This is a genomic window from Nocardia sp. NPDC004718 (assembly GCF_053601535.1).
In genome coordinates, this window is the sequence record NZ_JBSGCA010000023.1 from 43,245 (window position 1) to 59,913 (window position 16,669).

The 16,669-nt window shown below is 68.7% G+C and carries 14 protein-coding genes; 3 read left to right on the forward strand and 11 right to left on the reverse strand.

Annotated elements, in window-relative coordinates; translation table 11 throughout:
- Positions 1 to 83: 83 nt before the first annotated feature.
- Entirely contained in the window at positions 84 to 2,492 is a 2,409-nt protein-coding gene (locus tag ACWEH3_RS18935; RefSeq protein ID WP_450025878.1) for a RelA/SpoT family protein, read from the reverse strand.
- 340 nt (positions 2,493 to 2,832) lie between these two features.
- Entirely contained in the window at positions 2,833 to 3,810 is a 978-nt protein-coding gene (locus tag ACWEH3_RS18940; protein ID WP_450025876.1) for an alkaline phosphatase family protein, read from the reverse strand.
- 260 nt (positions 3,811 to 4,070) lie between these two features.
- On the opposite strand from ACWEH3_RS18940, the gene ACWEH3_RS18945 reads away from it, so the two are divergent.
- Positions 4,071 to 4,856, forward strand: coding sequence for a metallophosphoesterase family protein (locus tag ACWEH3_RS18945; RefSeq protein WP_450025874.1), 786 nt, complete (start codon positions 4,071 to 4,073; stop codon positions 4,854 to 4,856).
- On the forward strand, positions 4,853 to 5,185 hold the full coding sequence (locus ACWEH3_RS18950; RefSeq protein WP_450025872.1) for a YnfA family protein: 333 nt from the start codon (positions 4,853 to 4,855) through the stop codon (positions 5,183 to 5,185). Before ACWEH3_RS18945 ends, ACWEH3_RS18950 begins: the two co-directional genes overlap by 4 nt.
- Here ACWEH3_RS18950 and ACWEH3_RS18955 read toward each other — a convergent pair.
- From ACWEH3_RS18955 to ACWEH3_RS18995, 9 genes are all read right to left on the reverse strand, one after another.
- Positions 5,163 to 5,687, reverse strand: a complete 525-nt coding sequence (locus ACWEH3_RS18955; protein ID WP_450025870.1) for an NUDIX hydrolase — start codon at positions 5,685 to 5,687, stop codon at positions 5,163 to 5,165. The two genes, ACWEH3_RS18950 and ACWEH3_RS18955, sit on opposite strands and share 23 nt — an antisense overlap.
- 282 nt (positions 5,688 to 5,969) lie before the next feature.
- Entirely contained in the window at positions 5,970 to 6,197 is a 228-nt protein-coding gene (locus tag ACWEH3_RS18960) for a hypothetical protein (RefSeq protein ID WP_450025868.1), read from the reverse strand.
- A 268-nt stretch (positions 6,198 to 6,465) separates the two neighbouring features.
- Positions 6,466 to 8,055 (reverse strand): ABC-F family ATP-binding cassette domain-containing protein, encoded by a 1,590-nt coding sequence (locus ACWEH3_RS18965; RefSeq protein WP_452358361.1) that lies wholly within the window; start codon positions 8,053 to 8,055, stop codon positions 6,466 to 6,468.
- Between the two features lie 356 nt (positions 8,056 to 8,411).
- Positions 8,412 to 8,984, reverse strand: coding sequence for an adenine phosphoribosyltransferase (locus tag ACWEH3_RS18970; protein WP_355070486.1), 573 nt, complete (start codon positions 8,982 to 8,984; stop codon positions 8,412 to 8,414).
- 37 nt (positions 8,985 to 9,021) lie between these two features.
- Complete coding sequence (locus tag ACWEH3_RS18975; RefSeq protein ID WP_450021982.1) at positions 9,022 to 10,743, reverse strand: ABC transporter substrate-binding protein; 1,722 nt, start codon at positions 10,741 to 10,743, stop codon at positions 9,022 to 9,024.
- Positions 10,744 to 10,761: 18 nt separating this feature from the next.
- Complete coding sequence (gene secF / locus ACWEH3_RS18980; protein ID WP_450021980.1) at positions 10,762 to 11,997, reverse strand: protein translocase subunit SecF; 1,236 nt, start codon at positions 11,995 to 11,997, stop codon at positions 10,762 to 10,764.
- A 5-nt stretch (positions 11,998 to 12,002) separates the two neighbouring features.
- Positions 12,003 to 13,673: a protein translocase subunit SecD gene (gene secD, locus ACWEH3_RS18985; protein WP_450021978.1), complete on the reverse strand. Its 1,671-nt coding sequence runs from the start codon at positions 13,671 to 13,673 to the stop codon at positions 12,003 to 12,005.
- 120 nt (positions 13,674 to 13,793) lie between these two features.
- Positions 13,794 to 14,153: a preprotein translocase subunit YajC gene (gene yajC / locus ACWEH3_RS18990; RefSeq protein ID WP_450021976.1), complete on the reverse strand. Its 360-nt coding sequence runs from the start codon at positions 14,151 to 14,153 to the stop codon at positions 13,794 to 13,796.
- A gap of 173 nt (positions 14,154 to 14,326) precedes the next feature.
- Entirely contained in the window at positions 14,327 to 15,817 is a 1,491-nt protein-coding gene (locus ACWEH3_RS18995; protein ID WP_450021974.1) for a flavin-containing monooxygenase, read from the reverse strand.
- 36 nt (positions 15,818 to 15,853) lie between these two features.
- On the opposite strand from ACWEH3_RS18995, the gene ACWEH3_RS19000 reads away from it, so the two are divergent.
- Entirely contained in the window at positions 15,854 to 16,519 is a 666-nt protein-coding gene (locus ACWEH3_RS19000) for a TetR/AcrR family transcriptional regulator (RefSeq protein WP_450021972.1), read from the forward strand.
- The last annotated feature ends 150 nt before the right edge of the window (positions 16,520 to 16,669 follow it).

Here is a 16,669-nt window from a genome sequence, read left to right on the forward strand (position 1 = left end):
TGGCAACCCCTGGAGCCGAGTTGGCGGCAGGCGGAAACCCTTGGGATGAGAGCTAATTGACAGCTACTCGAAGGGTTCGCGCGTCAGGCCGCAGAGGTGATGCGGTAGACGTCGTAGACGCCCTCCACGTTGCGCACCACATTCAGCAAGTGCCCCAAGTGTTTCGGATCGCCCATCTCGAAGGTGAACTTGCTGATCGCCACCCGGTCGCCGTGCGTGGCCACCGAGGCGGACAGGATGTTGACCTTCTCGTCGGCCAGCACCTTGGTCACGTCGGACAGCAGCCGCGTGCGGTCGAGCGCCTCGATCTGGATGGCGACCAGGAACACCGAGGACGGCGACGGGGCCCAGGACACGTCGATGATCCGTTCGGCCTGCTCACGCAGGGAGCCGGCGTTGGTGCAGTCGGTACGGTGCACGCTCACCGCGCCACCGCGGGTCACGAAACCCATGATCTCGTCGCCGGGTACCGGAGTGCAGCACTTCGCCAGCTTGGCGACCGTGCCGGGAGCGCCGGGGATCAGCACGCCCGCGTCGCCGGTGACCCGCTGCCTGCTCGGCGTCGTCGACGGGGTGGAGCGTTCGGCCAGCTCGTTCTCCACGTCGCCGATGCCGCCGAGCTGCGCCATCAGCCGCTGCACCACGTGGTGCGCGGAGACCTGGTGCTCACCGACGGCGGTATAGAGCGTGGAGATGTCGGTGTAGTGCAGTTCGTGGGCGACGGCGGTCATCGCGTCGACGCTCATCAACCGCTGCAGCGGCAGCCCGACGCGACGGACTTCCTTGGAGATCTGCTCCTTGCCGCTCTCCAGCGCCTCCTCGCGACGCTCCTTGGCGAACCATTGGCGAATCTTGGCCTTGGCGCGCGGCGACACCACGAAGTTCTGCCAGTCGCGGCTGGGTCCCGCGTTCTGCGCCTTCGAGGTGAACACCTCGACGACCTCGCCGTTCTCCAGCTGACGCTCCAGCGCGACCAGGCGCCCGTTCACCCTGGCGCCGATGCAGCGGTGCCCCACCTCGGTATGCACGGCGTAGGCGAAGTCCACCGGCGTCGACTTCTGCGGCAGCGTGATCACGTCACCTTTCGGCGTGAACACGAAGATCTCCGGCGATTTCAGGTCGAAGCGCAGCGACTCCAGGAACTCGGCCGGGTCGGCGGCCTCACGCTGCCAGTCCAACAGCTGGCGCATCCACGCCATATCGTCGACCTCGGCGGTGTCGTTGGAGTGTTTGCCCCTGGTCTCCTTGTAGCGCCAGTGCGCGGCGATGCCGAACTCCGCGGTGCGGTGCATGTCCTGGGTGCGGATCTGCACCTCCAGCGGCTTGCCGTCCGGACCGACCACGGTGGTGTGCAGCGACTGGTAGACGCCGTAGCGCGGCTGGGCGATGTAGTCCTTGAACCGTCCCGCCATGGGTTGCCACAGCGAGTGCACCACGCCGACGGCCGCGTAGCAGTCGCGCACCTCGTCGCACAGGATGCGGATGCCGACCAGGTCGTGGATGTCGTCGAAGTCCTTACCCTTGACGATCATCTTCTGGTAGATCGACCAGTAGTGCTTCGGGCGGCCCTCGACGATCGCGTTGATCCGGGACGCGGCCAGCGTGTTGACGATCTCGGCCCGCACCTTCGCCAGGTAGGTGTCGCGCGAGGGCGCGCGGTCGGCGACCAGCCGGACGATCTCGTCGTATTTCTTCGGGTGCAGGATCGCGAAGGCGAGGTCCTCCAGCTCCCACTTCACCGTCGCCATGCCGAGGCGATGGGCGAGCGGTGCGATGACTTCCAGCGTTTCCTTGGCCTTCTTGGCCTGCTTCTCCGGCGGCAGGAAACGCATGGTGCGCATGTTGTGCAGCCGGTCGGCCACCTTGATCACCAGCACACGCGGGTCACGGGCCATCGCGATGATCATCTTGCGGATGGTCTCGGCCTCGGCGGCCGCGCCCAGGTTGACCTTGTCCAGCTTGGTGACGCCGTCGACGAGGTGCGCGACCTCGGAGCCGAAGTCCTGGGTGAGCTGTTCGAGGCTGTAGCCGGTGTCCTCGACCGTGTCGTGCAGCAGCGCGGCCACCAGCGTGGTGGTGTCCATGCCGAGTTCGGCGAGAATGTTCGCCACGGCGAGCGGATGGGTGATGTACGGGTCACCCGATTTGCGGAACTGATGCTTGTGCCGCTCGTCGGCCACGTCGAACGCGCGTTGCAGCAGCGTCAGGTTCGCCTTCGGGTACAGCTCGCGGTGCACGGTGGCCAGCGGCTCCAGCACCGGCTTGACCGCCGCGATACCGCGCTGCCCGGTCATGCGGCGGGCGAGGCGGGCTCGCACCCGGCGCGAAGCCGAGGTCGGAACGGCGGAAGAGGTGCCGGGCTGACGCGGCGGGGTCGCGTTCGCCGACGCCGGCGGTTTCGGGGACTGCGCGGCGTCGGTGGCGCCCGCACCGTTCGACCGCGGGCCCGACGTCGATTGCTCGACCTTCGCCTCGCCCAGATGCTGAGTCATGCCACCACCTCTCCGCGCCTCGATCGGACCACCCTATCCGACCGGTGCAACCTCCCGGACCACCAACTTTAGTCCGGGCCGAGCACCCACGTCCGCTCCGCTGCGGAAGGATGCGCGCCGGAGTGCCGGGACGACGAACCGGCGCGGGCGCGCAGCGGTGCCGGCCACCCTCTTCGACCGTCGTACTTCGGACACAGACGGAGCACGGCGCTCGATGGCCTCCCCGCGCACGCGCCGCTCTCCGCAGCGAGCTTCATCCACCTGACCAGCGCTTCTACCGACGAGGCGTGATCACGAACCGGTGGGGCGAGAACTACGAGTCGAGGCGAGACAGGCGCGGTCAGCGAATGGCGGCGGGCTGGGATCCAGCGAACGGCGTCCGGTCGGAGCCGGGCTCGGAACGAAGCGAGCGACCGTCGAGATCGGCGCCGGGAGCGACGTCGAACAGATCGAGCACGGTCGGGGTGATGTCGACCAGGGTGGCTCGGGTACTGGTGGCGCCGGGCCGGAAGTCCGGGCCGCGAGCGATGACGAAGTTGGTCGTCTCGTCCGGGGACTGGCCGCCGTGCCCGCCTTCGGGGGTGTGGCCGTGGTCGGCGGTGACCAGGACGGTCCACCGCTCGGCGGGGTGGGCGGCGGCGCGGGCGTCCACCGCGGCGACGATGCGCCCGACCAGGGCATCGATGCGCTGCACCGCGTCGAGGTAGGCGCGCGAGGCGCCACCCGCGCCGTGACCGGCGTGGTCCACCTGGTCCAGGTGGGTGAACAGCAGGTCGGGCGCGAACCTGCCGATCGCGGACGCCACGGCGTCGGCGGTGGCGGCGTCGGTACGCGACTCGTCCGGATCGTCCGGCACGGGCGCGGTGGAGACGACGACGTCGGCGCGCGGGCTGCCGCTGCCGGTCATCGTGGCGATCTGGTCCCAGGTGGCGATGGACTGGGTCTTCGATGCGGGCCGAGCGCGTTCGAGTTGGGTGAACACGGTGGGGTACCGCGCGAACGGCGCGGCGGTGAACTGGTTGTTCGTGATTCCGTGCTTGCGATCCCACACGCCGGTCAGCACGGTGGCCCAGGACGGACCGGAGATGGTGATGTGCGGGGCGATGGACGAACGGCTGAGCAAGCCCTCGCCGCTCAGCCGCAGCAGATCAGGCGCCTGCGCCTGCTCGACCTTGCCGTACATCAAGCCGTCCAACCCGATCACGACCACTTTGGCCGCGGGCGCCTCGCCATGCGCGACTCCGGCCGCGGCGGACAGCGGGAGGAACACAGCCGCCGCGGTGGCAACGACTTTCGACAGCAGTTGCGCTCCGCTCATATCGCGACCATGCGGGAGCGACCGGCGCGCGCGATAGCCCGCCGCGGCAGTGTTCATGGACGTTTCATCGGACGCCACACTGCCCGTAGTCTCACTGAACAGCCCCCGAACAAGGAATAGCCAACAGCTATATAAAAACCTCACGATGGGTCGCTGTCGGGTGAACGCGAAGTTTCCTGCTCTGCCCCCGGTCGGCCGTCGCGGACGTGCTTCGCGCCGTCGCTTGACACGCCCTTCGCCGGTATGGCTGGCTGGCCGTTGTGACCCCAGCGCGCACCGCCGAGCGCATTCGCGTCGCGGCCGTCGGCGACCTGCATATGCACGCGGCCGTGGCCGGGCGTTTTCGTCCGGACTTCCTGCGCCTGTCGGAAGCCGCCGATGTCCTTTTGCTCGCAGGCGATCTCACCGATGGCGGCACCCGCTCGCAAGCCGATCTGCTGTGCGCGGAACTCGAAAGTCTTCCCGTGCCGGTGTTCGCCGTACTCGGCAATCACGACCATGACGACGAATCGGGCGACCTGATCGCGGCACGGCTCACCACGGTGGGCGTCCACGTGCTCGACGGCACTTCGATCTGTCTCGAGATCAACGGCATTCGGCTCGGCGTCGCCGGAGTCATGGGCGGCAGCGGTGGCTTCCCCGGCCATCCCGGCACACCGGACGAGGGGTCCGCCGAACACCGCGCTCGCATGCAGCGCGGCCCGGTCGACGCCCTTCGCCTACGCCGGGCACTCGGCCGGATCGACTGCGAAACTCGCATCGCGCTCACGCATTTCGCGCCCGTCGTCGGCACCTTGGCCGGGGAACCGCCCAAGATCTACCCTGGCCTGGGTTGCCATGATCTGGCCGAGGCGGTCGACGCGGGCGGGGCGGTGCTCGCCGTCCACGGACATGCCCATGGCGGTACCGAATTCGGCCGCACGCAGGGCGGCGTGCCGGTACGCAACGTCTCCTACCCGGTGCTGCGGCGCACCTACGCCGTCTACGAGGCCGGGCCGGGCTCGCGACGTCCGGCGGACCGCGAGCAAGTACCGTCCCCGCCATGATCGTCGCCCGTTCACTGCTGCTGTTCGCCCTCGCCGCGCTCGCCGAGATCGGCGGCGCCTGGCTGGTGTGGCAGGGCTGGCGAGAACAGCGCGGCGTCGCCTGGATCGCCGCGGGCGTGCTCGCGCTCGGCGTCTACGGCTTTGTCGCCACCTTCCAGCCGGACCCGAACTTCGGCCGCATCCTGGCCGCCTACGGCGGTGTCTTCGTCGCGGGCTCGCTGGCCTGGGGCATGCTGGTGGACAAGTTCCGCCCCGATCGCTGGGACTACCTCGGTGCGGCGATCTGCCTGGTCGGCGTCACGGTCATCATGTACGCGCCGCGCCGCTGACCGGAGTGTCGCGGCGCCCTCGATCGTTGTCTCGCGAATCCGGTTCACGCCCTCGAGGAACGGCGCGCGAGCGTCCCGCGGGCGGGTGCTCCGACAACAACCCGGTCAGGACACCGCGGGCCACGCCGACGATGCGGTCGTGGTCGAACGCCAGCTCGGGCACCTCGTCGAACCCGGTCCACCGCGCCGGGCCCTCGTGCGGCCCTACCACCGCCCACATCGCGATCGAGAGTGTCGGGCCGCGCGGGTCGCGGTTGGGCTCGTCGAAGGTCACCAACTGCCCCACCGCGCCGATGGCGGCGTCCGGCACGCCCAATTTGGTGTGCACCGCACGCCGCGCCGCCACGGCCAACCGCTCGCCTCGTCCGAGCAGCACACCCGGCAGGGCCAACCGCCCCGCGAACGGTTCCATCACACGTGGCGCGATGCCGAAGCGGACGCCGCCGTCCTCGTCCCAGAACCGCAACGCCACGACATCCACCGACACAACGGACTGCTCCACGGCCGTCCATCCTGCCCGACCGGCCGCGCGGTACGCGGACCCTCCTCGCCGTACGCCGCGGACGTGTTCGCGTACCCTTCACGCCGCGACCGGATACGCCATCCGTGTGCGGTCAGTCCGCGGCGTCTGCGGCTTCGAGCACTCCCCCGATCAGCATCGTTCCCGGCGCTTGCCTGCCACCGGGTCCGGAAAGCCACCGGACATTGTCCGCGGTCAGCGAACCACCGCACTCCCGGCACACCGCCACGCCGGACGTTCGCCGCCCGCACTCGCGATGGACCACTACGGCGGGCGGGCCTTCCGCGCCCGCGAGCCATTTGTCACGAGATCGGCGACGGCGCGCGGCGCGTCCTGCTGGCCGAAGCCGAGACCGGACCGTTCCGGCTGACCGAAACGCTGGTGCTGCGGCTCGACGAGCAGGGCCGTATCCGCACGCTGCAACCGCACCTGCGTCCATGGTTGACGCTCACCTATCTCGCACTGCGACTGGCGGCAGGCCTGGTCGAACATCCCGGCGTCATCCGACGGGCAGCTCGGGCCGCGTGAACACCGGGAGCCGGGCACGACGATCTGTTACCCGGCTCCCTGGGTGTGCAGTCCGTACCGGTAGCCGCCGAGCCCGCCCGGTTCCGTGTGCCGCCCTGCGTCGGGCACCGCGGCTGGATCGGCGTCCGGCTGGATGTGGAACCCCACTGGGACGAGGTCGCCGAGATCGTCCGCGGCGGTTACCGACTCGTGGCCCCGAAGCGGCTCTCGACGCTGCTGAGCCGACGGCGGGTCAGGTCACCAGCGTCTCCGTCAATCCCGCCGCGGTGAGTTCCAGGCGCCGGGTCACCCCGATGTCGTCGAGGAAGCGCGGATCGTGGCTGACCACGATCAGCGCGCCCTCGAAGCCGGCCAGCGCCTGGGTGAGGTGTTCCAGGCTGGGCAGGTCGAGGTTGTTGGTCGGCTCGTCCAGTAGCAGCAGGCGCGGCGCGGGGTCGGCCAGCAGCAGCATCGCCAGCGCCGCGCGCAACCGTTCACCGCCGGACAGCGCCGCCGCCGCGACGTCGGCGTCCGCGCCGCGGAACAGGAAGCGGGCCAGCTGCGCCCGGATCCGCTCGGCGGAGGCGTGCGGCGCGGTGGAGGCGACATTCTCGAATACCGTCTTCCGCTCGTCGAAGACATCCAAGCGCTGCGGCAGCATCCGCCACGGCACCTTCGGCCCCTCCTCGACGATGCGCCGCAGCAGCGTCGTCTTGCCGACGCCGTTGCGGCCGGTCAACGCGATCCGCTCCGGACCGGACACCCGCAACGCCACCGTCGGCCCGCACGCCAGCTCGACTCCGTCCAGCTCGATGACGTCCTGACCGGGATACAGCCGCGTGTCGGGCAACTCCACCCGGATCTCCCGATCGTCGCGCAACAACTCCTTGGCCTGCTCGAGCTGTTCCTTGGCGGAGTCCAACTTTTCGATGTGGTTGTTGCGCAACTTGCCGGCGGAAACCTGCGCCTGCCGTTTGCGTTCTCCCATCACGATTTTGGGCTCCCGCTTCTGGTCCCACATCTTCTGCCCGTACCGCTGCCTGCGGTCCAGTTTGATGCGCGCCTCGACGAGTTCGCGGGCCTGCTTGCGGACATCGCTGCGCGCGTCCCGGATCGCGGCGCGGGCCGCCTCCTGCTCGGCGGCGACGATCCGCTCGTACTCGCTGAAATTGCCGCCGAACAACCGGAGTTCGCCGTGGCGCAGCTCCGCGATGGTCGCCATCCGATCCAGGAGCGCACGGTCGTGGCTGACCGTGAGCACCGTGCCGGAGAATTGGCCGATCACCTCGTAGAGCCGTGCGCGAGCCACCCGATCCAGGTTGTTCGTCGGTTCGTCCAGCAGCAGCACGTCGGGCTCGGCGAGCAGCTCGGCGACCAGCCCGAGCAGCACCGTCTCGCCGCCGGACAGGGTGTCGAGCGTGCGATCGAGATGCTCCACCGAGTCGGCGACATAGTGCAGGCCGAGCCGGGCCAGCAACGCCAACGCCCACTCCTCGACATCCCACTGGTTGCCGACCGAGTCGAAGTCGGTCTCGCTGCCCGCACCGGCTTCGATGCGGTGCAATGCTTTTCGCACCTCCGCGATGCCCAGCACCGCGTCGACGCGCTGCCCAACGCCCAGACCGAGGTCTTGGCGCAGATACCCGAGATGCCCGGCGACCGTGACGGACCCGCGAACGGGCTTCAGCTCCCCCGCGATCAACCGCAGCAAGGTGGATTTACCCGCACCGTTCCCGCCGACCAGGCCGATGTGACCGGGGCCGAGCACGGCGTCGAGGCCCTCGAAAACGGGGGTGCCGTCCGGCCAGCCGAAAGTGAGATCGGAAAAAGACAGATTGGTCATGCCAGCTCCCAGAGGTTGCGACGAGACACGGCGCGCGAATGCGGGCCGCACGGTGGCTACCTCAAATGAGCAACGGCAGAACTCCGATCAACGGAAATAAGACCTCTACAGGTTAATCACAACTTCGGCAGATGCGCCAGTGCGATTCGGATCACACTGTTCGTCAGGACGACGCGCGGATGGCGGCGGCGACGGCCGCGGGCAGTGGATAGGGGCGCTCCTCGGAAAGGCCCGAGTCGCCCCTCCAGGTTCCCGTCCGCTACCAACTGCCGCAGCTGCCGCGCTCCCCAGTCGCTTCTGTTGGCGAGCAACAGAATTAGGCTGCGAGCGGCTCCCTGCGGGCGGCCGGTGTCGGCTCAGAGCTGAACGATCGAGGTCAGCGGGTAGTCGCCCTGCCGGGCGCGCCCGCCCAGGAAGCCGAGTTCCAGCACCACCGCGGCGGCGGCCACTTCGGCGCCCGCCTGCTTGAAGAGCTCGGCCGCGGCGGCGAGTGTGCCGCCGGTGGCGAGGACGTCATCCAGCAACAGAACGCGACGGCCGGTCAGGTCGAGGCCGTCCGCGGGAATCTCCAGCGCGGCGGTGCCGTATTCGAGGCTGTACTCCCGGCTGATCACCGGCGGCGGCAGTTTGCCCGCTTTGCGGACGGCGAGCACGCCGGTGCCGAGGGACGCGGCGACACCCGCACCGAGCAGGAAGCCACGAGCGTCGACGCCGGCAACCAGATCGGCGTCGGGTGCGCACGCGGCCAGGCAATCGACCACGGCGCGGAAGCCCTCGGCGTCGGCGAACACCGGGGTGAGATCCGCGAAACGTACACCGGGCGTGGGGAAGTCGTCGTGCCAACGGGTCAAACGGTCGACCACCTCGGCGGCTCTGGTGGTCCGTTCGGCGGCTACATTCTCGGACTCGATCGCCGCGTGCTTGCTCATCGACACCTCTCCATGATCACATCACCCACACCGTCTATCACCGCTCGAGCACCCACCGGTCCATGTTCCAGCCGGTTCCGGCCTGGTTGGGGGCGGCGATCCCGTTGCGCAGCCCCTTGCCGAAGGCGATCGTGCGCGGGGTGGCGAACAACGGAATGCTCGGCAGCTCCGCCCACAGCAGGTTCTCGGCCTCGGTGAGCAGATTCAGCTGTGCGGCCGCACTGTCGTCGGCCCCGAGCTGATCGGTGATCGCATCGTAACGGCCGTTGCCGTACCGTCCGAAATTGAGACCGTTACCGGTGCGCAACGCGCTGGTCGCGGCCACTCCCCCGATCGAGCCCGCCGGACCGGGGGCCGACGCGGTGCTGCCGAGCACGGCGTCGACCTTGCCCTCGGTGAGCCGGGCGGGAGTGAAATCGGGCGCTCCGGCGTCCACCACGGTGATGCCCGCCGGTTTGCAGGCCTCGGCGATCATGGTGACCGTCTGCGCGCGCCGGTCGTCCGGGCCCGCGTAGCCGATCCGGACGGTGGGATTCGGTGCGCCGGAGGCGGCGACGGCCCTGGTCGCGTTCGCCACGTCACCGCCGGAGTACTTGTTCGACGCGCCGATGACCGCCGGGTAGAGCAGGGAATCCTGTTGCAGGATATGCGCGTTCAGTGGTCCGGAGCCGAGCCCGGTCTTGGGTGCGTCCGGCACCTTCGCGAGCTTGTCGAACAGCGTCTGGCGCGGCAGGCACAGCGCGAACGCCCGGCGCGCCTCGACCGAGGCGAACACCCCGCCGGTGGACAGCGTCAACTGCTCGGCGCCGCGGCCGGGCAGGGTCTGCACCGAGAAGCCGTTCAGATTCAGGTCCTTCACCGAGTGCGCGCCGACGTCGAGCACGCCGACGGCGTTGTCGCCGACCTTCTTCTTCAAGTCGAAGGTCTTGGGCCACACCACGATCCGCCCGGTCGCCGGTTTGTTTCCCCACCAGCGCTCGTTGGCCACCAGCACCAAACCGTCTTCGCTGCCGAAGGATTCGATGCGGTAGGGCCCCGACGAGGGGAAACGCGACAGGTCGAGCCGTCCGTCGGCCGGAATGGTCCATCCGGTGTTCCAGAACTCCGCGATCCTGCCGAGGGCGTTCGGATCGCCGGTCTGCAACGCCGACACCACGTTGGGCACGTTCGCCACTTGGGCCGCGACGTGCGCGGGCATCAGCTCACCAGCCGTGAACAGGTTGCGCCACGGCAGGTACCGCCTGCCGGGCCGGAACACCACCGTGGCATCCCGAGAGCCGGGCTGGCAGTCGACCCGCTCGATGGCGTCGTAGCCGCTGGTGCTCGCGGCGTCGAACAGCGGAACAGGGCCCCGATCACCGGGTTTGGTGTACCGCCCGCTGCGGGCGGCCCAAGCCAGGACCAAGTCGTCGCAGGAGGTCGGCACACCGTCGGAGTACACGCCGTCGGGGTTGAGGCGGTACTGGATGGTCTGCGACTCGCCCGGCACCTCCTTGGCGGTCCCGAAGTCGGTGTCGGCGACCTGCTGGCCGTCCGGACCGGTGTAGAAGAAGCCGGTCAGTACCCGGGAGAACACCGCGGAGGACCCGGAACTCGCCCCGAGCGAGCTGGCGCCGTTATAGGTGGCGATGGTGGCATCGGTGGCGTAACCGATGGAGGGCACCTGATTCTTGCTGGAGCAGCCGACCATCAGCCCGGCGGCCAGCGTCCCCGCAGCGAGCGCTCCGATCAGTCGTACCGCACTGCGTGGCTGTCGCATGAAACCCCTTGCCTGGTGTCAGTTCCGCCTCTTGTGCCGTTTGCCGCTCGGGCGCGCGCCGGGTCGCGGCGCCTGCCCCGCCGCGCGCTGCTTGCGCGGCGCGTCTTCGTAGTCCCGCCCGGCTGCCATGCTCGCCCGGCGCTCCGCCGCGACGCCCGCACGGGCGCTCGCCGCGCCGGCCCGCTTGGCCAGAACCTTCTTCGTGTGCGCCGCCACGGGCCCCCAGCGTTCCTTGATCGAGACCAGCAGCGGGGTCGCGAAGAAGATCGAGGAGTACGTGCCGACCAGCAGACCCACCAGCTGTACCAGCGCCAAATCCTTCAGGGTGCCGACGCCCAGCATCCACACCGCGATCACCATCAGCCCCACGATCGGCAGGATGCCGATCAAGGCGGTGTTGATCGAGCGCATGAGCGTCTGGTTCACCGCGAGGTTGGCCTGCTCGCCGTAGGTGCGCCGAGTCAGGTGCAGGATACCGTGGGTGTTCTCCTCCACCTTGTCGAACACGACGACGGAGTCGTAGAGCGAGAAGCCGAGAATGGTCAGGATGCCGATCACGGTCGCCGGGGTGACCTCGAACCCGACCAGTGAGTACACGCCCGCGGTGACCGTGACGTCGAAGGCCAGCGCCGCCAGCGCCGCGATCGCCATGTGCGCCTCGTAGCGGATCGCGATATAGCCCGCGACGAGCACGAGGAACACCGCGAGCGCGATGATCGCCTTGCGCGTGATCTGGCTGCCCCAGGTCTCGCTGACGTCGGAGGTGCTGATCGCGGCCCGGCTCGGGTTGCCGGACTTGTCCTTCGGCTGGAACTCGGCGAACAGCGCGCTGTTGAGCGCCTCGACCTGCTTCTGGTTCAGCGCCTCGGACCGGATCAGCATGGTGGCCGATCCGCCGGCGCCGACGGTCTGCACCGAGACCGGGTCGGTGCCGATCGCGCCGCGGTAGACATTCTCCACCGCGCTGGTGGTCGCGTTCCCCGCCGGGAACTGGATGCGCGAACCGCCCTCGAAGTCGATGCCGAAGTTGAAGCCGCGGAAGATGATGCTGCCGAGCGAGACGAGCACGATCGCGGCGGTGATGATGTACCACATCCGGCGTTTGCCGATCACGTCGATCGCGCCGGTGCCGGTGTAGAGGCGGTTGAAGAAGCCGTGCTTGGGCGTCTGCGGGTCGCCGACCGCCGCGAACACGTCGGTGATCTCGGTGGCGCTCGTCTTGTCGAGCGACGGGGTGGTGTGGCTGTTGGTCATCGTCCTCACGCCTTCCCGAGTGCGGCCTCGGCCGCCTTCCGCTCGCGGGCGACCTGCTGGATCGCGCCGAGGCCGTTCACCGACGGCTTGGACCAGAACGCCGTCCGCGAAGCGAGCAGCACCAGCGGCGAGGTGACCAGGAACACCACGACCACGTCGAGGATCGTCGTGAGACCGAGGGTGAACGCGAAGCCCTTCACCTGCCCGACGGCCAGGATGTAGAGCACCGCCGCGGCGATGAAGCTGACCGCGTTGCCGGACAGGATGGTCCGGCGGGCGCGCTGCCAGCCGCGCGGAGCGGCGGAACGGAAGCTGCGGCCCTCCCGCATCTCGTCCTTGATCCGCTCGAAGAACACCACGAACGAGTCGGCGGTCATACCGATACCGATGATCAGACCGGCGATGCCCGCGAGGTCGAGCGTGAATCCGATCCAGCGCCCGAGCAGCACCATGATGCCGTACACCGCGAATCCCGATGCCACCAGCGACAGACCGGTGACGAATCCGAGCATCCGGTAGTACAGGAGGCAGTACAGCAGCACCACCAGCAGGCCGACCGCGCCGGCGAGCAGGCCCGCTTTCAGCGAGGACAGGCCCAGCGTCGCGGACACCGTCTCGGCTTCCGAAGTCTGGAACGACAGCGGCAGCGAACCGTACTTCAGCGTGTTCGCCAGTTCCTTCGCCGACGTCGCGGTGAAGTTGCCGGAGATCTGGGTGCGGCCGCCCTGCTGCGGGCCCTGCTGCACGACGGGTGCGCTGACCACCTTCGAGTCGAGCACGAACGCGACCCGCTTGTAGACGTACTCACCGGTGAGCGACGCCCACGCGTCACTGCCGCCGGACTTGAAGTCCAGGTAGACCTCGTGCCTGGCCTGCTGCTGGTTCAGGCCCGAGGTGGCGTCCTTGATCTCCTGGCCGTCGATGCGGCTCTTGTCCAGCAGGAAGACCTCGGTGCCATCGGTCGAGCAGGTCACCAGCGGAAGGGCCGGGTCGTCGTTGCCCGCGAGCGGATCGGCCTTCCCGCAGTCCATGGTGGCCAGCGCGGCCTGCTGCACCGACTGGTCGGTGCTCTGGCGCAGGGCCTTGGCCGCCTGGATCTCCTTGGTCGACTCTTCGGTGGGCTCCAAGCCGGGATCCGTGGGTGGCTGCGTCGGCTGCTGAGCGGGGAACACGCGCTGCTGCGGGGCGGGCGCGGGCTCGGTGGTCTCCGGCGCGGCGGGCTGCGTGGTCTCCGGCTGCGCGGCGGGCGCGGGCTGGGTGCCCGGCGCGGTCTGCGGGGTCGCGCCGCGTCCGGCCGCGGGCACGGCCTGCAGCACGGGACGGATGTAGAGCTTGGCCGTGGTCGCCAGCGCGCGCGCCTGCTGCCCGTCGTCGCCGGGCACGGTGATCACGATGTTGTCGCCGTCGATGACGACCTCGGATCCGCCGACACCGAGGCCGTTTACCCGGTTCTCGATGATGTCCTGCGCCTTCTTCAGGCTGTCCTGGCTCGGCTTGCTGCCGTCCGGCGTGCGCGCGGACAGCGTCACGCGGGTGCCGCCCTGCAGGTCGATACCGAGCTTGGGTGTCGGGGACTTGTCACCGGTGAAGAACACCAGCGCATAGATCACGGCCAGCAGCGCGGCGTAGACACCGAGCAGCCGCAGCGGGTGCGCCGATCCCTGGGAAGGTGGCACAGTACGTCATCTCCTAGGCGGGAAGTCGAGGATGGAACATGCGGACGTGCACCAGCGCCGCCGGGTGCGCGGACGGACGGCCGCGGCGACATCCGGCGAGCCGGGGCACAACCGGAACGATCAGTCCTTGGTCAGGCGGGTCTCGGTCTGCTCGGCGGATTCCTCGACGGCCTCGGCGGTGTCCGAGCCGGTGGTCTCCGAGCCGGTCTCCTCGGTGCTCACCTGGTCCTCGGTGCGCACCTCACGAACGGCCTGGCGCAGCCACGTGGTGACCACGTCCTCGGCGATCTCGAGGTCGACCGTGGTGTCGTCGAGTTCGACCACGGTGCCGTACAGACCCGACGTGGTGACGACCTGATCGCCGATCTTCAGGCTGTCCTGCATCTGGGTGACCTTCTCGGCTTCCCGCTTCTGACGGCGGACACCGAGGAACATCGGCACGAGCAGGGCTACCAGTAGCAGCGGAAACAGCAGTTCCATCGTCGAAGTCAGTCCCTAGTGTCGTGGGTGGGATGGGCAAGTACCCACACAGTCTGCCAGTTCGCTGCGCGGGTGCCACACCCGCACGCCCGCTGGGCAGCTACAACGGCCCAGATCGCACAACCGGCTCGCCCGCCGGGGAACGCTCCGGCGGGCCAGCGGAGACAGCGGTGTCAGGCGGTCTTGCCGTAGACGTAGTCCTCCAGCGGGAAGGCGACCGCTTCGCGATGGGCGTTCAGTGTGCTGGTGGGCCGCAGCAGGGCGGCCTCGCCGTGCTGGTTGAAGTAGTAGCTGCGCGCGGTGGCGCAGTCGCCGCCGTAGAAGACCGAGGAGCCCAGCTTGTCGGTCACCCGGTCCAGGAACGCGGCGTTGGCCTGCTCGCTGACCTCGAAGGTGGTCTCGCCCCGGCGGCGCAACTCGCCGAACAATCTGCCCATGTGCTTCATCTGGGCTTCGATGGTGGTGAAGTAGGACAGGCCGCTGTAGGAGTACGGACTGTTGAGGCTGAGGAAGTTGGGGAACTTCGGCACCGTGATGCCCTCGTAGGCTTGGAAACGATTGTCCCGCCAGAACTTCCCGAGGTTCACCCCGTCCCGGCCGATGATCTCGATGGCCGGGAAGTTCACGTCCCACAGATTGAAGCCGGTGGCCAGGATCAGGGTGTCGATCTCGGTCTTGTGCCCGTCGGCGGTGACGATGCCGTCCGGCTCGATGTGGTCGATCGAATTCGTCTCCAGGCGCACGTGCGGCTGGTTGAACGTGGTGAAGTAGTGGTTGGAGAAGGTGGGCCGCTTGCACCCGAAATCGTAGTGCGGTGTCAGCTGCCTGCGCGTCTCCTTGTCGCGCACGGACGCCCGCAGGTGCGCCTTGGCCAGCGCTCCCGCCCCCTTGTTCAGCAGCTTGGCCTGCTTGAAGTGCAGCACCCCGACCACCATCAGCGCCTCCAGCAGGCTGGTGTTGACCAGTCGCGCGGCCTTCTGCGTGGCGGGGACCCGTTCGAACAGCTTGCGCACCGGGGCGGGAATCGCGCTGTCGACCTTCGGCACCACCCAGATCGGGGTGCGCTGGAACACCGTGAGCGCCCGCGCCTTCTTGGCCACCTCGGGCACCAGCTGCACGGCGGTTGCACCGGTGCCGATGATCGCGGCCGTGCGGCCGGTGAGGTCGAAGTCGTCCTCCCACGCGGTGGTGTGGATGATCTTGCCCGCGAACGAGTCGATGCCGGGGAACGGCGGGGTGTAGGGCTGGGACAGGAATCCCGTCGCCGTCAGCAGGTACCGGCCGGTGACAGTTTCCCCGCCCGCGATCGAAACCACCCAGTGTTGCCGCTCTTCGTCCCAGCGCGCGCCGTCGACGACGGTGCCGAAGCGCATGCGGCGGCGCAGGCCGTACTTGTCGGCGACGTGCGCGGCGTACTTCTTCAGCTCCTCGCCCGGCGCGAACAGCCGCGACCAGTGCGGATTCGGTTCGAACGAGTAGGAGTAGGTGACCGAGGCGATGTCGACCGCGAGACCCGGATAGTGGTTGACGTGCCAGGTGCCGCCCAGATCGTCCTCGCGTTCGAGGATGACGTATTTGCCCAGGCCGAGCCGATCGAGCTGAATACCGGCCCCCATACCGCCGAACCCCGCACCGACCACGACCGCGTCGTATTGAGGCGCCACACCGAACCTCCTGCTAGCTGAACCACATATCACGGAATGACACATCATTCCGTTTGTGATGACTGTATCATCGGGAAGGTGACGAAGCCATCCACGCGTGCCGAACGACGGAAAGCCGAACTGCGGCAAGAGATCATCGACACCGCCTTCGTCTGTTTCGCCGAGAAGGGCTATCACGCCACCGGCATCGCCGACATCGCGGGACAGCTCGGCATCGGTCACGGCACCTTCTACCGCTACTTCAGCAACAAACGCGACATCATCGACCACGTCATCGATGACCTCGCCGCGCGCATCATCGCCGCCCTCGGCACCGAGAACGCCCCGGACGCCGCCGCCACCCTCGACGAATACCGCGCCCAGATCGACCGCATCGGCGTGGCCCTCACCGAGATCCTGCTGACCGATCGCCGGGTGGCCCAGTTGCTGCTGTTCCACGCCACCGGCATCGACGACGAGCTCACCCAGCGGCTGTACGGACTGCTCGATACCGCCGACGCGCTGACCGCGGGCTATCTCGACCACGGTGTCGAGCAGGGCTACCTGCGCGCCGACCTGGACACGCTGAACACCGCGCGCGCGGTGACCGGCATGCTGATCGGGGGCATCGTCTACTCGCTACGCGAACCCGACGAGGCCGCGATCGCGGGACTGAACCAGGCGATCCGCCGCCTGCTCGTGGACGGCGTGCGCAAGGACTGAGCACCTCGGCAATCCCCCTGACACCCCCACCGGCGCTAGGGTGAGGCGCACTGATCCGACGCTTTCGCCAGGGGGACGGCCCTTGTTCGCAAAAGGCCGGGGAATCGCGAAGTTTCCCTTCCGATCGGCCGGACGCGCCGAGCCTGACAG